Annotated in this window: 20 protein-coding genes; 9 read left to right on the top strand and 11 right to left on the bottom strand. The window is 62.4% G+C overall.

Annotation, left to right across the window (positions count from 1 at the left end; genetic code table 11):
- Positions 1–103: 103 nt before the first annotated feature.
- From MRY75_RS07830 to MRY75_RS07815, 4 genes are read right to left on the bottom strand one after another with little or no spacing between them, the layout of a single operon-like run.
- Positions 104–931 carry a trypsin-like serine protease gene (locus tag MRY75_RS07830; protein ID WP_366934918.1) on the bottom strand — a complete coding sequence of 276 codons (828 nt, stop codon included), beginning with the start codon at positions 929–931 and terminating at the stop codon, positions 104–106.
- Between the two features lie 57 nt (positions 932–988).
- Positions 989–2,314, bottom strand: a complete 1,326-nt coding sequence (gene glcF, locus MRY75_RS07825; RefSeq protein ID WP_292306679.1) for a glycolate oxidase subunit GlcF — start codon at positions 2,312–2,314, stop codon at positions 989–991.
- Between the two features lie 3 nt (positions 2,315–2,317).
- Entirely contained in the window at positions 2,318–3,421 is a 1,104-nt protein-coding gene (locus MRY75_RS07820) for an FAD-binding protein (protein WP_292306828.1), read from the bottom strand.
- A 49-nt stretch (positions 3,422–3,470) separates the two neighbouring features.
- Positions 3,471–4,919 carry an FAD-linked oxidase C-terminal domain-containing protein gene (locus tag MRY75_RS07815; RefSeq protein ID WP_292306677.1) on the bottom strand — a complete coding sequence of 483 codons (1,449 nt, stop codon included), beginning with the start codon at positions 4,917–4,919 and terminating at the stop codon, positions 3,471–3,473.
- A 122-nt stretch (positions 4,920–5,041) separates the two neighbouring features.
- On the opposite strand from MRY75_RS07815, the gene MRY75_RS07810 reads away from it, so the two are divergent.
- Genes MRY75_RS07810 through MRY75_RS07800 form a run of 3 tightly spaced genes read left to right on the top strand, consistent with a single transcriptional unit; the run spans position 5,042 to position 6,534 of the window.
- Entirely contained in the window at positions 5,042–5,452 is a 411-nt protein-coding gene (locus MRY75_RS07810) for a CopD family protein (RefSeq protein ID WP_292306826.1), read from the top strand.
- Positions 5,453–5,455: 3 nt separating this feature from the next.
- Positions 5,456–6,166: a DUF599 domain-containing protein gene (locus tag MRY75_RS07805; RefSeq protein ID WP_292306675.1), complete on the top strand. Its 711-nt coding sequence runs from the start codon at positions 5,456–5,458 to the stop codon at positions 6,164–6,166.
- A 35-nt stretch (positions 6,167–6,201) separates the two neighbouring features.
- Complete coding sequence (locus tag MRY75_RS07800) at positions 6,202–6,534, top strand: hypothetical protein (protein WP_292306673.1); 333 nt, start codon at positions 6,202–6,204, stop codon at positions 6,532–6,534.
- A 188-nt stretch (positions 6,535–6,722) separates the two neighbouring features.
- Here the strand turns inward: MRY75_RS07800 and MRY75_RS07795 are convergent, their stop codons facing one another.
- On the bottom strand, positions 6,723–7,643 hold the full coding sequence (locus MRY75_RS07795) for a rhodanese-related sulfurtransferase (RefSeq protein ID WP_292306672.1): 921 nt from the start codon (positions 7,641–7,643) through the stop codon (positions 6,723–6,725).
- A 112-nt stretch (positions 7,644–7,755) separates the two neighbouring features.
- On the opposite strand from MRY75_RS07795, the gene pncA reads away from it, so the two are divergent.
- The 5 genes from pncA (at position 7,756) to MRY75_RS07770 (ending at position 12,399) form a co-directional block, all read left to right on the top strand.
- On the top strand, positions 7,756–8,349 hold the full coding sequence (pncA, locus tag MRY75_RS07790; RefSeq protein ID WP_292306671.1) for a bifunctional nicotinamidase/pyrazinamidase: 594 nt from the start codon (positions 7,756–7,758) through the stop codon (positions 8,347–8,349).
- On the top strand, positions 8,346–9,047 hold the full coding sequence (locus MRY75_RS07785) for a YkgJ family cysteine cluster protein (protein ID WP_292306669.1): 702 nt from the start codon (positions 8,346–8,348) through the stop codon (positions 9,045–9,047). Before pncA ends, MRY75_RS07785 begins: the two co-directional genes overlap by 4 nt.
- Positions 9,048–9,133: 86 nt before the next feature.
- The gene (locus tag MRY75_RS07780) at positions 9,134–9,589 is read left to right on the top strand and encodes a TerB family tellurite resistance protein (RefSeq protein WP_292306667.1); all 456 of its coding nucleotides are present in this window, start codon (positions 9,134–9,136) and stop codon (positions 9,587–9,589) included.
- 60 nt (positions 9,590–9,649) lie between these two features.
- A complete protein-coding gene (gene pncB, locus MRY75_RS07775) occupies positions 9,650–10,942 on the top strand; it encodes a nicotinate phosphoribosyltransferase (protein ID WP_292306665.1) in 1,293 nt (430 codons plus the stop codon).
- Between the two features lie 170 nt (positions 10,943–11,112).
- The gene (locus tag MRY75_RS07770; protein WP_292306664.1) at positions 11,113–12,399 is read left to right on the top strand and encodes a PQQ-dependent sugar dehydrogenase; all 1,287 of its coding nucleotides are present in this window, start codon (positions 11,113–11,115) and stop codon (positions 12,397–12,399) included.
- Between the two features lie 64 nt (positions 12,400–12,463).
- Here MRY75_RS07770 and mscL read toward each other — a convergent pair whose 3' ends face one another.
- From mscL to pheS, 6 genes are all read right to left on the bottom strand, one after another.
- Positions 12,464–12,889 (bottom strand): large conductance mechanosensitive channel protein MscL, encoded by a 426-nt coding sequence (gene mscL / locus MRY75_RS07765; RefSeq protein ID WP_292269183.1) that lies wholly within the window; start codon positions 12,887–12,889, stop codon positions 12,464–12,466.
- A gap of 163 nt (positions 12,890–13,052) precedes the next feature.
- Complete coding sequence (locus MRY75_RS07760) at positions 13,053–13,502, bottom strand: YtoQ family protein (protein WP_292306662.1); 450 nt, start codon at positions 13,500–13,502, stop codon at positions 13,053–13,055.
- 54 nt (positions 13,503–13,556) lie between these two features.
- Entirely contained in the window at positions 13,557–14,189 is a 633-nt protein-coding gene (locus MRY75_RS07755; RefSeq protein WP_292306660.1) for a class I SAM-dependent methyltransferase, read from the bottom strand.
- 29 nt (positions 14,190–14,218) lie between these two features.
- Positions 14,219–16,615: a phenylalanine--tRNA ligase subunit beta gene (gene pheT / locus MRY75_RS07750; protein WP_292306658.1), complete on the bottom strand. Its 2,397-nt coding sequence runs from the start codon at positions 16,613–16,615 to the stop codon at positions 14,219–14,221.
- Positions 16,616–16,617: 2 nt separating this feature from the next.
- The gene (locus MRY75_RS07745) at positions 16,618–16,899 is read right to left on the bottom strand and encodes a YrhK family protein (RefSeq protein WP_292306657.1); all 282 of its coding nucleotides are present in this window, start codon (positions 16,897–16,899) and stop codon (positions 16,618–16,620) included.
- A 37-nt stretch (positions 16,900–16,936) separates the two neighbouring features.
- A complete protein-coding gene (pheS, locus tag MRY75_RS07740) occupies positions 16,937–18,007 on the bottom strand; it encodes a phenylalanine--tRNA ligase subunit alpha (RefSeq protein WP_292306655.1) in 1,071 nt (356 codons plus the stop codon).
- Positions 18,008–18,257: 250 nt separating this feature from the next.
- Between pheS and MRY75_RS07735 the strand changes: the two genes are divergently transcribed.
- The gene (locus MRY75_RS07735; protein ID WP_292306653.1) at positions 18,258–19,451 is read left to right on the top strand and encodes an OmpA family protein; all 1,194 of its coding nucleotides are present in this window, start codon (positions 18,258–18,260) and stop codon (positions 19,449–19,451) included.
- Positions 19,452–19,471 lie beyond the last annotated feature (20 nt).

Raw genomic sequence — 19,471 nt, 5'->3', positions numbered from 1 at the left:
CCATTGAGCGATACCAGATTAAAAGCCTTCCGATGTGGACAGGCTCAGTTCCGTGTCAGGCCCCGTCCGGGCATCCCGACACGGTTGATTTGGGAAGAGAGGATCAGGGTTTCAAGAGGCCAGATGCGCCGTCTTGCGGGCGTACGAATTTCGCCCCCGTGTCCTTGCGTGTGTCCTTTTCGGCCCGCAAAGGGCGAAACACCGATCCTTCGGGGAACCCGGCGCCATGCGCCATCATGCCAAGGATCGTGTCGATCTGGGATTCCAGCGGCGCGCCCAGCGACACGGGCTGATCACCGCTCTTGGCCTTTGACGACACAACGGACACGATGCGCGTGCCCTCTGCGCCGAAGGCAAAGACAGGCGATCCCGAACTGCCGAAATCCACCGAACAGGACATCACCAGGACCGTGTTCTGTGCCGACATCACGTCGCAGGTGTCCTGCATCGACGGCGCTTCGGACCTGTTATGCGCGTAGGACACCACCCCGACACTTTCCCCGACCTTCGGCCTTACGCCGGTCGCGAACGGGATGATCGTCGTGTTGCGGATCGGATGCTGCAACTCGATCAGGGCGATGTCGAAATAGACGCGATCCGGGCTCGGTTCTGCCGCGAAATCGTAATCCGGATGCGCCACCGCGCGCCGCACACGACGATAGGCTGCGGCCCGCCCGTTGCGCCACCCGGCAAGGAACTGAATGTTCTCCGGCGCAAGCAGCGCACCATCTTCGCCGTAAAGGCAATGTGCTGCGGTCAGGACAAGATCGGGCGTGATCAACGACCCGGTACAGAACGCGGACCCGGCCAGTTCCAGCCGCCCGACCGCTTCCCAAGCGCGGCCATCCTGGCGGCTCTCCATCGAGAACAGCCCGGTGCTTTGTGCTGCAGCGAAGGCCGGCAGCAATGAAAACAATGCCCCCCAGAGCATTTGGCGCACAGATCACCTCCGTTTGAGGGTTTCAATTACGCACCAAATGGGGCGAATTTATGTCACTGATACCGTTTGTGCCTCGGCCAGTGCCGAGGGCCTTGGCCCCCCGGTTGCCCAGTCCAGCAGTTCCACCGTATGCACTATGGGCACATCCGTCCCCGATCCGATCTGCATCATGCAGCCGATATTGCCCGCCGCGATGATGTCAGGGCTTTTCGCCTCCAGCGTCTTGACCTTGCGCGCCTTCAACTGCTTCGAGATCTCAGGCTGCATCAGGTTGTACGTCCCCGCAGACCCACAGCAGAGATGGCTGTCCGCCGGTTCCACCACCTCGAACCCCGCCGCCTTGAGCAGCGTCTTGGGATGGGTCTTGATCTGCTGCCCGTGCTGCAGGCTGCATGCGGCGTGATAGGCCACTTTCATCCCGCCATGATGCGTCCGCGCCTCTGCCACACTGGCCTCGTCGATCAGGTCGATCAGCACTTCGCTCACATCCTTTGCAATGGCCGACACCCGCGCCGCATCCTCCGCCAACGGGTCATTGCGGAACATGTGACCGTAGTCCTTGACGGTGGTGCCACAACCGCTGGTGTTGATGACAATGGCATCCAACCCCGCGCCATCCATCTCGCGCACCCAGGCCTTGATGTTCGCCGCCGCCGATCCGTGGCTCTGATCGACCTTGCCCATGTGATGCGTCAGCGCCCCGCAGCAGCCCGCGCCCTCAGCCACAACCACCTCACAGCCCAGCCGCGTCAGCAACCGGATCGTCGCATCATTGATGTCGGTGTTCAGTGCCTTTTGCGCACAGCCCGTCATCAACGCCACCCGCTTCCTGCGCGGCACAACCGGCGCAAAGCTCTGCGGATCGTCATTGCGGCTGACCGGCGGAATGGTCTTCGGCGCCATCTCCAGCATCGCCTTGACCCGCGCATCGGGGATCAGCGGTGCAAACGGCTTGCCGATCTTCGCTAGGAGCAGCGCCACCCGGAACCGGGTCGGATAGGGCAGGATATGCGCCAGCGCCCAACGCAGCGCCTTTTCATGCCACGGCCGGTCATAGTTCTTTTCGATATAGGCCCGCGCATGATCGACCAGATGCATGTAATGCACGCCAGAGGGGCAGGTCGTCATGCAGGCCAGACAGGACAGGCAGCGGTCGATATGCTTGACCGTCTTCTCATCGGGCTTGCGCTCGTTTTCGAGCATGTCCTTGATCAGGTAAATCCGCCCGCGCGGGCTGTCCAACTCGTCTCCCAGCACCTGGTAGGTCGGGCAGGTCGCGGTGCAGAACCCGCAATGCACGCAGGTCCGCAGCACTTCGTTCGAGCGTTTGAAATCCGGGTCGCGGAGCTGGTCTTCGGTGAATGTCGTCTGCATCTCTTACCCCATCAACCCTGTGTTCAGGATGCCCTTCGGATCGAACTTCGCCCGCAACCCGCGCGACAGCGCCGCAATCGGTGCCGGATCCGGCTGGAACTTTGCCTGCCCGTTGCCGCGCACGAGCGTGGCGTGTCCGTCGAACGCACCAAGCCGCGCCCGCACATCCGTGCCCTCGGCCACGCGGGCCCAAATGAGCCCGCCGCCCCAATCATAGAGCAGCGCCTCGACCCCGATCCTACCTGCCAGACCAGCCGCCTCGGTCGGCGTGCAGGACACCCGCCAGACATCGCCCGACTGCCCGTGAAACGCCTCCACATCCCGCACCCAAGCCCAGCCCTTGGCCACTTCGTCCGGGTCACGTTCCACCCGCACCGCCATGTCCCCAAACAGCCCCGCCACCTGATCCGCGCGATACGCCACCGACCCGGCAAAACCTTCGAACCGCAGCATCGTGACCGGATGCCCGTCCAGACCGACGGGGATATGTGCCGCGCCCGATACCTCGAACGGTGATCCCAAAGCCTTGGCCATCGCCCGGACCGCATCCGCATCGCTCAACCCGTCGATCATCACGCAGGCCGCCGTTTCCGGCTTCGGCAACACTTTCAGACTCACCTCGGTCAACACACCCAGCGTGCCCCACGACCCGCTCATCAGCTTCACGAGGTCATAGCCGGTGACGTTCTTCATCACCCGCCCGCCATTCTTGACGACCGTGCCTGTGCCGTCGACATACCTCACACCCAGCATGAAATCCCGGCACGCGCCGACACTCACCCGACGCGGCCCGCTGACATTGGCGGCCACAACCCCGCCAATCGTCGGCGCGCCAGAGGTGCCCAACAACCCGCGATGGTCCATCGGCTCAAACGCCAGCCGCTGACCTTCCGCATCGAGCGCCGCTTCGATCTCGGCCAGGGGTGTACCCGCCTGCGCCACCAGCGTCAGCGATCCCGGCTCATAAAGCGTGATGCCGGACAGTCCACCGGTCTCCAGAACATCCCCATCAAGGGTAACGCCCCGCGTTCCCCCGCCTTGCACGCAAATCGGTCCATGCGCTGTGGCAATCGCCTCGGCCAGATCGGTCTCGGTTTCCGGTCGCATCTTCATCTTGCCCATAAACTCCGGGGGTTTGGGGGCTGGCCCCCAAGTTTCACTCAGCCGCCAGCGCCACGCTGCGGCGGCTCTCGGACGCCGCCAACGGGAACACCTTGGCCGGATTGAGCAGCCACGCCGGATCGAACACGTCTTTCACCGCCATCTGCGCCTCCAGATCGGCCGGTGCGAACTGATCGACCATCAGATCGCGTTTCTCGATGCCCACGCCGTGTTCGCCGGTCAGGCATCCGCCCACCTCGACGCAGAGACGCAGGATGTCTGCGCCAAAGGCTTCGCACAGCTCCAGATCACCTTCCTTGTTCGCATCGAAGAGGATCAGCGGGTGCATGTTGCCGTCACCCGCATGGAACACGTTGGCAACGTCCAGCCCGTATTCCTTGGACATCTCGCCGATGCGGCGCAGCACATAGGGCAGTTCCGACACCGGGATCGTACCGTCCAGGCACATGTAATCGTTGATCTGCCCCATCGCGCCAAAGGCCGACTTGCGCCCCAACCAGATGCGCCCTGCTTCGTCGGCATCCTTGGCTTCGCGCAGCTCCACCGGGTTGTGCCGCCGCGCGATCTCGAGGATCAGCGCCAATTGCTCGTCGATCTCGGCCGGGCTGCCTTCGACTTCGACGATCAGCAGCGCCTCGCACATCGGATAACCTGCCTTGGCAAAGGCTTCGGTCGCTTCGATGCAGGGGCGGTCCATGAATTCGATCGCCACGGGCAGAACGCCTGCCTTGATGATGTCGGCCACACAGGCACCGGCCACTTCGTTCGAATCGAACCCCATCAACACCGGCCGCGCGCCTTCGGGTTTCGGCAGGATGCGCAATGTCGCTTCTGTCACGACGCCCAACTGACCTTCCGACCCGCAGATCAGACCGAGCAGATCATATCCCCCCGCATCCAGATGTTTGCCGCCGATTTCCATGATCGTGCCATCCATCTGCACCATCGTGACGCCCATCAGGTTGTTGGTGGTGACCCCGTATTTGAGGCAATGCGCCCCGCCGGAGTTCATCGCGATATTGCCCGCGATGGCACAGGCGAGCTGCGACGAGGGATCGGGCGCGTAAAAGAATCCATCCGCCTCCACAGCACCTGTCACGCTCAGGTTGGTGCGCCCGGTCTGCACCCGGATAAAGCGGTTGTCGTAATCCGTTTCCAACACGTCATTCATCCGTGCCACACCCAGAAGCACACAATCCGCCGTGGGCAATGCGCCCCCGGCCAGCGACGTGCCCGATCCGCGCGGCACCACCGGCACGCCCATCTCGTGACAGACCCGCAGGACCGCCGACACCTCTTGGGTCGAAGACGGCAGTACAACCGCGAGCGGCGGACACCGGTACGCGGTGAGCGCGTCGCACTCATAGGCGCGGGTCTCGCTCTCGTCGGAGATCACCGCATCGCCTGGCAGAACCTCCTGCAGGCGGGCGACGATCTGGGCCTTGCGGGACAGGACATGGGCGTCTGGCGTGGGCATCTGCATGGTGAATCCTCCGAATTGGTAAAAAGATATAACCAATATTGATGAAAGTGCCAGTGGAAATTTCATGGCGCGCGGCAACACGGCCTCTTGCCTTTGTCCGGATCCGCAGTCACGAAGCGGATATGGACTGGGTCAAGATCATTCACATTCTCTGCGTCATGGGTTGGATGACCTCCATTTTCGCGGTCCCGCGCGCGCTGATCTACTGGAAACGCGAATATGCGCGCATCGGAGAGTTCGGCCCACTGGGTGATCTGACCATTCGTCTCTACCGGTTTTCTGCAGGACTTGCCGTGATCGCGCTGATCACCGGGCTTTGGCTAGGCACGGTCTGGCAGTTCCCGGCCTGGGTCTGGCTCAAGCTGGGTCTCGTGTCGCTTCTGGCGCTGCATTACGCATGGACCGGGCGACTTGTGCTACGCGCGAAACGCGGGGTGTTTACCGAATCCGACCGCTACCTGCGCATCTTCAACGAAATCAGTGTCTTCGGCGCGATCGCGATCCTCTGGGTTGTGGTCGTCAAGCCGTTCTGAGCGATGGACTGGCTTGACCGCCTGTCGCTGTTCACCATGCTGGATGCGGTGGGGCTGGGGTTGTTGATCGCCTCTTGGGTCGGATGCAGCCTGCTGATCGAGAACGCGCCCAAATCCTTTCCGTCGACCTCGCAGATCATGGCCGAGTTCCGCCGCGACTGGATGCGCCAGTTCGTGCAGCGCGATCCGCGCATCTTTGACAGCCAGATCATTTCCAGCCTGCGGCAGGGCACGGCCTTTTTCGCCTCGGCCAGCATGATCGCCATCGGCGGCGGCTTCGCGCTCTTGGGCAATGCCGAACGCCTTCGCGGCGTCGCGCAGGACCTGACACTGGAAAGCGATCCGATCTTTCTTCTTGAGGTGAAACTGCTGGTTCTGCTGCTGTTCGCGGCGAACGCGTTTCTGAAATTCGTCTGGTCGCACCGGCTCTTTGGCTATTGCTCGGTCATCATGGCCGCCGTGCCCAATGACCCGGACGATCCCAAAGCCCTGCCGATTGCGCTACAGGCGGGCGAGGTGAACATCACCGCCGCCCGCGGGTACAATCGGGGTTTGCGGTCGGTCTATTTCGGGATCGCCTCGTCGGCCTGGCTTTTGGGGGCAGGACCTTTGATCCTTGCCACTTTGGTCACGCTTCTGGTGATCCTGCGCCGGGAATTCGCATCGCAATCGCGGCATGTGTTGTTGCACGGGGCACCGGACGCGGAAACGTGACCGCTGGGTGAAGATGGGTCTGCTAGTCTGCGCCCATGTTGACCCGTTCCCTGATCGCTTTGTGCTGTTTCGCAGCGCCCGCTTTTGCCGATCCGCCGGAGATTGTCGGGGTCGAGATGTCCGGATCGCGGGTGTCCGTCACTTTGGCCCATCCGGACACGGGGTGGGATCACTACGCGGATGGCTGGCGGATCGAGACCGAGGACGGCACCGTGATCGGGACGCGGGAATTGTTGCATCCACATGTGGAGGAGCAGCCCTTTACCTGCAGCCTGAATGTGAGCGCCCTGCCTGACGGGCCGCTTTTCGTCCGGGCGAAATGCTTGGTCGATGGGTGGGCGGACACGCGTGTCGTGCTGCGACGGTGATCCATCGTTTGGTTGGCAGGCCCGTCGTCTGGGTATAGCCGTCCAGCCCCCCAGAATTTTATGGTGGAGCCGAGATTCTTCGTACGAAGAATCTTAGTCCAGACCCCATAAAAAACTGTGAACGGGAAAGGGCATAAAACCTGACCCAATGTTTCGCGTGCGAAACAACAGGGCCGGTTCGGACCTATTCACGTTTCGTCAACCACATCCGCATGCAGATGCCGCTCGCCCCGCGCCTCGGCCAGTCGGATCTGCTTTTGCCGCTCACGGAACCGCGCCTTGTCCTCGTCCGAGGTTTCATCAATGCACAGATGGCAAGACACACCGTGCTCGTATTCAGAGCGGGCGCGGTCCTCGGGCAGGATCGGGCGGCGGCACGCATGGCACAAAAGATGCGGCCCTTCCTTCAACCCATGTCCGACCGACACCCGACCATCAAAAACAAAGCATTCGCCCTGCCAGGTGCTTTGGTCCGCAGGCACCTCTTCGAGGTATTTCAGGATGCCACCCTTGAGGTGATAGACCTCATCCACCCCCTGACTGATCAGGTAGTTGGTGGATTTTTCGCAGCGAATGCCGCCGGTGCAGAACATGGCGATCCGCTTGTTGTGGAAGCGGTCCTTGTTCTTTTCCCACCATGCGGGAAACTCGCGGAAGCTGTCGGTCTTGGGATCGACTGCGCCTTCGAACGTGCCGATGGCGACCTCGTAATCGTTGCGGGTGTCGATCACCGCCACATCCGGGCTTTGGATCAACGCGTTCCACTCGGACGGCTGAACGTAATGGCCCACCTTCGCGCGCGGATCGACATCGGGCACGCCCATCGTGACGATCTCTTTCTTCAGCCGCACCTTCATGCGGGCGAAGGGGCGGTCCTGCGCGGTCGAAAGCTTCCATTCCAGATCGGCGCAGCCGGGCAGAGCGCGCAGGTGAGTTAACAAAGCGTTAATGCCCGCCTCGGGTCCGGCGACGGTGCCGTTGATGCCTTCCTTGGCCAGCAACAGGGTTCCGGTGATGGCGTTGTCGCGGCACACGGCCAGCAGCGGCTCGCGCAGCGAAGCCGGGTCATCAAAGCGGGTGAAGTGGTAGAGTGCGCAAACCGTGAACATGGGCGCGCACTTACGCCTCGAATCCCCGTCAGGCAAGGTTCCTGAATGCCGCAACCCTTGACCCGTGGGGGCGGGGTTCTTACCCAAGACATATCCAAAAGGAGGCTGACCCATGTCCGCGCTGATCGTCATCGACGTGCAAAACGATTTCTGCCCCGGCGGTGCGCTGGCCGTGCCCGAGGGCGGCCAGATCGTCCCCGGCATCAACGCACTGATGGCCGAGGCCGAGGCGGTGGTGCTGACACAGGATTGGCACCCGGCGGATCATGCGAGCTTTGCCTCGCAGCACGAGGGCCATGATCCGTACGGTCTGATCGAGATTCCGTACGGTCCGCAGGTGCTCTGGCCGGATCATTGCGTGATCGGATCTGAGGGGTCGGCGTTTCACGCGGGCCTGAATACCGACCGCGCCGAGATGGTGATCCGCAAAGGGTTCCGCCGCGCCATCGACAGCTATTCTGCGTTCTTCGAGAATGACCATACGACGCCGACCGGGCTGGAAGGGTATCTGCGCACGCGGGGCATCACGAAGTTGACGATGGTGGGCCTCGCCACGGATTTCTGTGTTGCCTATTCCGCGATTGATGCGGCGAAACTGGGGTTCGATGTGACCGTGAAACTGGATCTTTGCCGCGCGATTGACCTGAACGGATCCTTGGAGACCGCCAAGGCGGATATGCTCAAGGCCGGTGTGACGCTGGCATGAGCAAAACCCCAACGCTGCTTGACCGTCTGAGCAAGGCCCGCTCGGGCAGTGCGCCCGAGGTGACCGACCGCGCGCGGCGGGGCTTGATGGCCTATGTCGGCGCACAGGCGGATGTTGCCCGCGCCGGCAAAGAGCTTGCGGATGGGACCGCCGCAACCGGTGTCGGTCGGGTGGCGCTGTCCGCCCTGTCGCCGCAGGGACTGGCCTGTGCCGATGGCTGTGCGTTCTGCTGCATTCTGACGGGAGACGATGGCGGGACGATCACCGAGGCCGAAGCCAAAGCGCTCTACAGCGCGCTTGCGCCTTTGGCCGGGCAACCCGACGGGCGCACGTGGCACCCCAAGGCCTGTCCGTCGCTCGACCCCGTGACGCGCAGTTGCCGCGCCTATGACGTGCGGCCGATGATCTGCCGGGCCTATGTGTCCACGGATGTCGAGGCCTGCAAGGCCGTGTCTGAAGGGCAGGCGGCCAGCGGGCCGGGCACGCTTGGGCCCTACCACACCTATCTTGCCGCGATCGGCCTGAGCCGGTCGGCCCTCAAAGGAGTGAAACGTGTGTCGACCTATGCGCTGTCGCGTCTGGCCGCTGCTGCCGTGGAAGGGGCCGCACTTGAGGATGCGTTGGATGCCGCGCGGCACAAACCAAGCGAGCTTGATGCTGAGCTGAAACGCAGCAAACGCGATATGTCTCGTGCTTGATTTCCAACGTTTCTTTCTTTGTGTGCGCCGAGGTTTTGCGTAAACTGGTCCAAGACCCTTTGCCAAAGGCACCTGCCATGCATGCCATGATCGAACGTATCCTGTCCCTGTTCGACCGGACCGCGCCGACAACGCCCCTGCCGCCTGCGGATGCAAAATACGCGCTGGGGGCGCTGATGGTGCGGACCGCGATGGCGGACAAGGCCTATCTGTTTCAGGAGGTCGAAGAGATCGACCGGGTTCTGGCAAGGATGTACGGGCTGAAACCGCTGGAGGCGGCCAAGATGCGGGCCCAGTGCGAAAAGCTGGAGCATGCGCTGCCGAAGACGGCCGATCTTGCCGCAATCCTGACCGAGACCATCAGCCAGGAGCAGCGCGAAGCAGCCGTCGCGGCGCTTTGGGATGTGGTCTATGCCGATGGCAACCGGCACGCCAAGGAAGACCTGCTCGTGGGCGAGATTGCCGGGTTGCTGGGCGTGGACGAGGCGACTTGCGAACGCATCCGCGACGAAGAGGTTGCGAACTGGGACAAGACCCACTGAGTCTGGACAACTCCGGGCCGGGTTGGTCTAAGCGAGGCGCTTGCGCCCTTGGAGACCCTCATGGTTGATATCGCCACCCGTGTCTGGAACCACAAATGGAAGATCGACCCGATTGTGCGGTCGCTCATCGACACGGATTTCTACAAGCTGCTCATGTGCCAGTCGGTGTTCCGCAACAAGCGCGACACGCAGGTGACGTTCAGCCTGATCAACCGGTCGTCGCATGTGCCGCTGGCCAAGCTGATCGACGAGGGCGAGTTGCGCGAGCAGTTGGATCACATCCGGTCGCTGTCCCTCCGTCGGAACGAAAGCACGTGGCTGCGCGGGAACACGTTCTACGGCAAGCGCCAGATGTTCCGCCCGGATTTCATGGAGTGGTTTGAGCAGCTGCGCCTTCCGCCCTACCATCTTGAGCGCGTCGGTGATCAGTACGAGCTGACCTTTGAAGGCGCGTGGCCCGAGGTGATGCTCTGGGAGATCCCGGCGCTGGCCGTGCTGATGGAGCTGCGCGGGCGCGCGGTTCTGAACGACATGGGGCGGTTCGAGTTGCAGGTGCTGTATGCGCGCGCGATGACCAAGCTGTGGGAGAAGATCGAAAAGCTGCGCGAAGTTCCAGAGCTGCGGATTGCCGATTTCGGCACGCGGCGGCGGCATTCTTTCCTGTGGCAGGATTGGAGCGTGCAGGCGATGTACGAAGGTTTGGGCGATAGTTTCGTCGGTACGTCGAACTGCCTGATCGCCAAGAACCGTGACCTCGAGGCGATTGGCACCAACGCGCATGAGTTGCCGATGGTCTATGCGGCCTTGGCCGAGGATGACGCGGCATTGGCGAAAGCACCTTATGATGTTCTGGCCGACTGGCACGAGGAACACGAAGGCAATCTGCGGATGATCCTGCCGGACACCTATGGCACCGAAGGTTTCCTGAAAAACGCACCTGATTGGCTGGCGGGGTGGACGGGCATCCGGATCGATTCTGGTGATCCCGCTGCAGGGGCCGAGACCGCGATCCGCTGGTGGAAAGAGCGGGGCGAGGACCCGACGAAGAAGCTGGTGATCTTTTCGGACGGGCTTGATGTGGACAAGATCCTTGAGTTGCAGTCGCAGTTTGCCGGTCGCGTGCGGGTGTCGTTCGGGTGGGGAACGCTGCTGACCAATGATTTTCGTGGGCTGACGCCGGACGACCGGCTGGCCCCGTTCAGCCTTGTCTGCAAGGCGGTCAGCGCCAACGGGACGCCAACCGTCAAACTGTCGGACAATCCCAACAAGGCCATGGGACCGGCTGACCAGATCGACCGCTACAAGCGTGTGTTCGGTGTGGGGGCGCAAGAGCGGCTGGACGTCGTCGTCTGAACCGCAAGGTCTGCTGGAGCGCGGGGATCCGCGCATGGCGGCAAAAAGATGCATCGCGAATGTTGATTAGCGGCGAGGCGCGACCTACCTCCGCTGTGTCCAATTGACGCAGGGTCAATGCCCGGCGTCACCGGAGGACATTGGACGTTCCATAATTCAGGGAGGACATTATGGGCTATCTGTTTCGGACGACTGCGGTGCTTGCCTTGGCGCCGTTCATGGCCGGTGCATTCGTGACGGCGACATCGTCACCCGCACAGGCCATGAACACCACAAGCCTGCAACATACACTTGTCATGGACGACCTTGACGAGCCTTGGGACATGGCGTTCCTCGAGGACGGCACGATGTTCTTTACCGAAAAATGCGACGGTCTTTCCGTGCGTCTGCCTTCGGGTGAGGTGAACAACCTTCTGGGGATGTCGGGGGCCGAAGGCTATGCCAGCACCGCGGACGATCTGTTCTGTGACGGGCAAGCGGGGATGATGGGTGTTGCGGTCGATCCGGACTTTGCAACCAACCGTCAGATCTTTGTCTATTCAACATCGAACATGGTCACGCCGCATACCAACCGGCTGATGCGGCTGGTGGTCAGCGACGACTTCACCAGCGTGTCGGATCGGACGGATATCGTCGATGATGTCCCTTACAAGATGGAGCCGACGGATCATCCGTTCGGCGGGACCGGTGCACATAATGGCGGGCGCGTCCGGTTCGGGCCGGACGGGTATATCTACCTGACCACGGGTGACACCCATAACGGTATTGTGCCGCAAAGTCCGACGATCATGGGCAGCAAGGTGCTGCGCATCGACCGTGACGGCAACGCCGCACCCGAGAACACGCCGCCCGAGGGGTTCGACAAGCGGACCTTCACCTATGGTCACCGCAATGTTCAGGGCATCGCGTTCCACCCGGCCACCGGCACGCCGATCACGGCAGAGCATGGTCCCTGGCATTCGGACGAGATCACCGTGCTTCGTAATGGCGGCAACGCCGGATGGGATCCGCGACCGAACATGGCAGGCCGGGGCGACTGTCCGAGCGATTACTGCGGCTACAGCCCGAACCAGATGGAAGGAATGAACCGCTACGAGCGTGCATCCTTCATGCCGATGACCGACCTTGCCACCTATCCCGACGCGATGCCGCCGATCTGGGACAACAACGGCTGGTCGCAGGGGACGTCTTCGGCGGCCTTTCTCGAAGGTGAGCAATGGGGCGACTGGGACGGTGCGATGGTTGTCGGCATCATGGGGATCGGATTTGGTGGCACGCCGATCGGTCAGCGGATCGACGTGATCGAACTGACCGACGACCTGACGGTCGAGGATGTCACAGAAATGACGCTGCCGATGGAAAGCGGTCGCTTCCGGTCTGTCGTTCTGGGTCCGGATGGCAGTCTTTACACGGCGACGGATGAAGGGTTCATCCACAAGCTGACACCGGGCAACTGACATGAAAAACCCTGCGCCGGACGGTTCGGCGCAGGGTGACCTGGATCACGGGAGTGAAGGGTCTTCAGCCCTTCTTGAGCGCGTCCCGGATTTCGAGCAGGACATCGAGCTCGCTCGGGCCTGTCGGAACTTCGGGCGCCACATCCTGCGGCTTTTCGGCGGCGGCCTTGATGCGGTTGACCATCTTCACAAGGATGAACACCACGAAGGCGATGATCAGGAAGTTGATCACGGCCATGATGAAACTGCCGATGGCAAAGACCGGCGCGCCCGCTTCCTGAGCCGCGGCAAGCGACGCGTGGGTGCTGCCATCCAGCGTGTAGAACCAGCCCGAGAAGTCGATCCCGCCGGTAAAGAGTGCGATGATCGGGTTGATGATGTCACCGACAAGCGATGTCACGATGGCGGTGAACGCCGCGCCGACGATGATACCAACGGCCATGTCCATGACATTTCCCTTGGCAATGAAGTCCTTGAATTCTTGAATCATTACTCTGTTTCCCTCGTGTTGGCGTGCCGCGACGAAAAATGCGCAGCTGCGATTTTGATATCATCGCAGCTGCGTTTGTCACGCATCCCGAAACAATCCACGGGGAAAATTGCGGAACCCTGCCGCAAAACGGACGCAGGCCCAAAGCCGGGTTGCGCAGCGTTCAGCCCGGCAGCGAACCGGTCAGCACATAGCGCAGGATCTGCGCCACTTCCTGCGGCGTGCGGGTCATCGCCAGCGCGGCCGCATCCACCTCTTTCAGGGCGTGGTCATGTTCGGGCTGTTGCAGGATGATCAGCGACTTGCCCAAGGCGGCGGCATACCCTGCATCGAAGGCAGCGTTCCACTGTTTGTACTTTTCGCCAAAGCGCACCACCACGACATCGGCATCCGCAATGCCTTTACGGGTGCGGATCGCGTTGACCATCGCGCCCTTGTGGTCGTGCCAGTACTTGTTCTCTTCCGCACCAAGGATCGCCACACCGCAATCGTCGCTGGCGGCGTGATCCGTCACCGGGCTGTCGAAACTCACGTCAAGACCGGCACAGGCGTCGATGATCTGTTCACGCCAATCGGTGTGGATTTCGCCGGACAGGTAAACACGCAGGGCCATGGGATACTCCTTTTGTTTGGGCAAAGGGGTAGCGCAGATCGGCGGAAAGGCCAATCACCCGGCCCGACGGGCGATGACCGTGCGGCGGGGATCCTTGCCCGGAGCCATCTGGGTCTCAACGATGGTGAACCCGGCTTTCGTGATGGCCGCGTCCAGGTCGGAGGTCGACAGCTTGGCGAAAAAAGGCGCTTTACCAATGGCTTGGGCGATGGGCAGCCCAAGCTGGATGAACCACCAGATCATGCTGCCCCGGCCCGGCATGCAGAAGGTCTTGGAGATGAAAAGACCACCTGGTTTGGTGCGCTTGGCGATCTCGGACAGCGCGCCATCAAGGTCTTCGAGCAGGTGCAACAGGTTGAGCGCAAAAACCGCGTCAAACGGGCCTGCGGGGGCATCCGCCGCGTCGGATTGGACGAAGTCGACATTGGTGGTGCCCGCTGCCTGCGCCTTGTCGCGGCCTTTGTCCAGCATCGCGTCCGAGACATCGGTGGCTGTGATGTGCTGAACGCTTGGCGCAAGGGCGAGGGCGGTCGTGCCGGTGCCGCAGCCGAGTTCGAGAACGGTGTCCGTGGGCGACAGCAGCTCGCGCATCCGGTCGAGCGTGGCCTCGTAGGCGGCCTGATTGCGGATGGGCGAGGCCGCGTATTTGTCCGCGATCCGATCCCAGAATTTCGCAGACTTATACATGGTGGCCCCGCCTTTTTCGCTATGGTGCCTTAGCCGCGCAGCACGCCGCCGGTGGCTTTTTCGACCTTCTCGATGATCTTCTTGCCGACCGCTTCGATGTCGGCTTCCTTGAGGGTGCTGTCGGTCGGCTGAAGCCGCACGGTGATGGCGAGGGATTTCTTGCCCTCACCCAGCGACCCACCGATGAATTCATCGAAGAGACGCACGTCCGAGATCAGCGCCTTGTCGGCCCCGGCTGCGGCGTTCATCAGGTCAAGTGCTGCGACTTGAGCATCGACAACAAAGGCGAAATCGCGTTCCACCGCCTGCAGGTCATTCAGCACCAAAGCCGGGCGTGTTGCCCCCGTCTTGCGCGGCAGCGGGATTTCCTGCGGCCAGAGGGTGAAGCCGACAACCGGGCCTTTGACATCCATCGCCTTGAGCACCTTGGGGTGCAGTTCGCCAAAGACGCCCAGCACCTTTTTCGGGCCGAGGCAGATCATGCCGTGACGGCCCGGATGCCACCAGTCGCTGGCACCGCGCAGGATCTGGGTTTTGGCGGGTGCGCCCATCGCAGAAAGGATCGCTTCGGCATCGGCCTTCGCGTCGAAGACATCAACCGGGCGGGCGGTGCCGTGGACGTTTTTGGGGCCGGTCTTGCCGATCAGGACACCGGACAGCATCAGGTGTTGCTCTTCCGGTTCTCCGCCGTGGAAGGCGTGACCGAGTTCGAAGAGCGCCAGATCCATGAACCCGCGCGCCTGATTGCGGGCGGCGGCTTGCAACAGACCGGGCAGCAAAGCAGGGCGCATGTGGCTCATGTCCGAGCTGATCGGGTTGGCGAGCATTGTGCCGTCATCGCCGCCACCGAAGAGCGTGGCAGAGGCTTTGTCGATGAAGCTGTAGGTCACACATTCGTTGTAGCCAAGCGCCGCCGCTGTCCGACGGGCAGCGCGTTCGCGGCGCTGCATCGGGGACAGGATCGGCTTGGGCACACCGGGGTCCATACGGCGCATCGGTTTGCCTTCCAGCTTGGTCAGAGAGGCGATGCGGGCGACCTCTTCGACCAGATCGGCCTCGCCCATGACGTCGGGACGCCAGGACGGGACGCGGGCCATGTTGCCTTCGAGCTTGAAACCAAGGGCGGTCAGGGTCTGACGCTGCTCGGCCTCGGGGATCTCCATGCCGACAAGCGAGATCACCCGCGCGGGGTCAAGCTTGTAGGCGCGGGAGGTGTCGGGCACGGCACCCGCCTGGATCAGATCGGAGGCTTCACCGCCTGCGTGATCGACGATCATCCGCACGGCCAGTTCCAGACCTTCGGGCGTGAAGGCCGGATCGACACCCCGTTCAAAGCGGTAGCGCGCATCGGAGTTGATCTTGAGCGCGCGGCCCGTGTAGGCGATCTGGATCGGGTCCCAATAGGCGCTTTCGACAAAGACATCCGTGGTCTCGTCGGTGCAGCCTGTTTCCTCGCCGCCCATGATGCCGGCGATGCTTTCGGGGCCTTTGGCGTCGGAAATGACCATATGGCCGGGCTGGAGCGTGTAGGTCTTGCCGTCGAGCGCCAGCAGTTCCTCACCACCCTTGGCGCGGTGCACGCGCAGATCGCCTGTCACCTTGGCCATGTCGAAGACGTGAAGCGAGCGGTTGCGGTCGTAGGTGAAGAAGTTGGTCACATCGACAAGGAAGTTGATCGGGCGCAGGCCGATGGCGCGCAGGGCGTCCTGCAGCCATTGCGGGCTTGGGCCGTTTTTCACGCCGCGAATGATGCGCCCACAGAAGAGCGGGCAGCCGTCCAGCGTGTCGGCGTCGATCACAACCTTGGTGTCGGCGGTGAAGCTGGCGGGCACGGCATCAACGGGTTTGGTCTTGAGCGTGCCCAGACCCCGCGCCGCCAGATCGCGGGCGATGCCCTGCACCCCAAGCGCGTCGGGGCGGTTGGGGGTGATGGCGATTTCGATCACCGGGTCGACCTTGGCGGGGTCGTTTTGTGCCAGCCAGTCAATGAATTTCTGGCCAACCTCGCCCGAGGGCAGTTCGATGATGCCGTCATGTTCGTCGCTTAGTTCCAACTCGCGTTCCGAGGCCATCATGCCGTGGCTTTCGACACCGCGGATGTTGCCGACGCTGAGCGTGACGTCGATGCCCGGCACATAGTCGCCCGGTTTCGCCAGAACGACGGTGATGCCCGCGCGTGCGTTCGGGGCGCCGCAGACGATCTGCTTGTCGCCTTCGTCGGTCTCGACCGTGCAGACGCGCAGGCGGTCGGCATCGGGGTGCTGTTCGGCGTGCTTCACCTTGGCCAGCGTAAAGGTCTTGAGCTTGTCCGCCGGGTTCTCGACGCCTTCGACCTCGAGGCCCAGATCGGTCAGGGCATAGGTGATCTCGTCCACGGTCGCGGTGGTGTCGAGGTGCTTTTTCAGCCAGGAGAGGGTGAATTTCATGGTCAGTCCCCTTTGAACCTTTGCGCAAGGTCTTTGTCATCGCCGATGGCCGCGAGTTTGAGTTCGCGGACAACGCGGAGTGTCGGTTTCAGCGCGAAGCAGATCGAGCCGATCAGAAAGAGCCAGGTGCCGGCAGTCTGCCAGTCTTCGGAAAAGAACATCACCGAGCCGACGACGAAACAGAGTGCCGCTGCGAAGTCGACCAGCGTATAGGTCACTTCGAACGCCGCGTAGAGGCGGCGCTGTTCGTCGGTTCCCTGTCTGTGGTCGCGGCTGAAAAGCATCTGTCGCTGTGATTTGGTGTTTCGGGTCGGCCGGGCGTCAGCTCAATCCGGCGTGAAGTGTTGGCACGTCGAGCGCGGCAAAGCCGTAATGGCGCAGCCAGCGGAGATCTGAATCGAAGAAGGCGCGCAGGTCGGGGATGCCGTATTTCAGCATCGCGATGCGGTCGATGCCCATGCCGAAAGCAAAGCCTTGCCATTCGGACGGATCGACGCCCGCGTTCTGCAGGACCTTTGGGTGCACCATGCCGGAGCCAAGGATTTCGAGCCAATCGTCGCCTTCGCCCACTTTCAGCGTGCCGCCTTCCCAGGAACAGCGGATGTCGACCTCGGCCGACGGTTCGGTGAACGGGAAGTGCGAGGCGCGGAAGCGCAACTCGACATCGTCGACCTCGAAATAGGCCTTCACGAATTCTTCCAGCACCCATTTCAGGTTCGCCATGGAGATGTCCTTGTCGATGGCAAGGCCTTCGACCTGGTGGAACATCGGCGTGTGGGTCTGGTCATAGTCGGCGCGGTAGACGCGGCCCGGTGCGATCACGCGGATCGGTGCGCCGGTTTTCTCCATCGACCGGATCTGCACTGGTGAGGTGTGTGTGCGCAGCACATGCGGCGGGCGGTTGTCGCCCTCGGCGCGGTGCATGTAGAACGTGTCCATCTCGGCCCGCGCGGGGTGGTGGCCGGGGATGTTCAGCGCGTCGAAATTGTACCAGTCGGTGTCGATCTGCGGGCCTTCGGCGACGGCAAAGCCCATATCGGCGAAAATCGCGGTGACCTCTTCGGTGACCTGGCTGATCGGGTGGATGGTGCCCATGCGGCGGGGGCGGCCGGGCAGGGTGACATCCAGCCATTCGCCGCGCAGACGCTCATCGAGCGCCGCATCTTCGAGCGCCGCTTTCTTCGCGGACAGCGCCGAGTTGATCTCGTCCTTGAGGGCGTTCAAGGCAGGGCCAGCGGTCTGGCGTTCCTCGGGACTCATTTTGCCCAGTTCGCGCATCAGAAGGCTGATCTCGCCTTTCTTGCCGACCGCCTGCACGCGCAGGTCTTCGAGCGTCGCTTCATCGCCCGCCGCCGCAATCAGCCCAATATACTTGTCGCGCAGATCGTCCATGTCACCCTCCGGCTCGTGTCGTGCTTTCCCTAGCCGCGACCGTGCAGGGACGCAAGGCAGCCGAAAACGCAGGCAGGATTCTTTCGATCTGGCGCGGGAATGTGACAGGCGAACGGAAATTCTAGATTGCAGCGCAGGGTTGCCACATAGATGTTGACCCCTATCCCAAATTAGGCAGTATCTAAAGATACGCTGTCAAGATGTTGAGCGATACAACGCTCGCGATGCTGCTAAAGTCTGGGGGAAGAGCATGTCGTTACGAATTTTGAAAGAGCATTTGCCGTGGATTGCGCCAACAACCGCAATCGTGTTGGCGGCCACAGGTGTTATCAGTTTTGGACCAAGGGACGCGGCACCGGTCGATGTCGCGACCGACTTCGAAGTGTCTCGCACCATGTCGCAGAACCCGGTTGCGCTGGGTGAGCAGGAGATCGGGCTTGTGCCGCAAGGCACCGGAAGCATCGCGGCAGTGCAGGCCGTGGTGCAACAGGCCCCACAGCCACCCGAGGTCACACTCGCTCCGACGCCTGCTCCGGTAGAGCCGGCGGTGGTGACGCCGGTGCAGCCCAAAGTCGAGCCGCAACCTGTCTCGATCGAGCCTGAACCCAAAGTCAGCCCGACCTCCAATCCCGGGGCGTTTTTTGCCGCCGCACAGGCGAAGCTTGCGCAGGACGCCTCCTGCGTTGATGACCTGCGCGTTCTTGCCAGTGAAGCGCGCGTCTATTTCCCGAGCGGGGGCCTGACAGCGGATGATGCAGGAATGGCGCAAGCGCGGCTGATCGGCCTCGTGGCGCAGGATTGTCCGAATGTCGAAATCGTGGTCGAAGGTCATTCCGATCCGTCCGGTGATCCTGCGGCTAATCTTCGGTTGAGCCAACAGCGCGCCGACTCGGTGCTGCAGCGCATTGCTGCGTCGGGCATCGACACAACCCGGTTCCGGTCAGTCGGATTGGGCAGCCAGCAACCGTCGCGGATCACCGGCACAGAGTCTGCTGCGTTCTATGACCGCCGCGTGGAGTTCGAAATCCGCGAGGTGTCGCAACGTGCGGGCGTGATCGGGCAGCCACGCCCCCTGGGTGCGGCACCCTCTGCCTGTGCCGCCCAGCTTCAGGCGGCTGTCGCGCAGACCAAGCTGTTCTATTCGCCCCGGTCCATCACCGCCCCGTCGGACGGTATGCCTGCGGTCGTCGATCTTGCCGCCAAGGCCAGTGCCTGTCCCGATGTGCGACTGCGCGTTGTCGGGCAGTTCTCGGATGAACCCGGCTCTGGCGAGACGCCGACAACCGCGCGGCTGCGGGCCGTCGCCCTGATGAGTTCGCTGGTTGCGGCGGGCTTTGATCCAGAGCAGATCATCATCGCGGCGCATTCGACGCCGCAGGTTCTGGCGGGTCAACCCGGGCTGAGCGAGCGTCGTGTCGATTTCGACGTGATCCTCGAAAACTAGACAGGGTCTTGTGCCTTCAT

It is taken from the genome of Marivita sp. (assembly GCF_022763305.1).
Lineage (GTDB): Bacteria > Pseudomonadota > Alphaproteobacteria > Rhodobacterales > Rhodobacteraceae > Marivita.
This window is presented reverse-complemented; position numbering and strand designations above follow the sequence as displayed.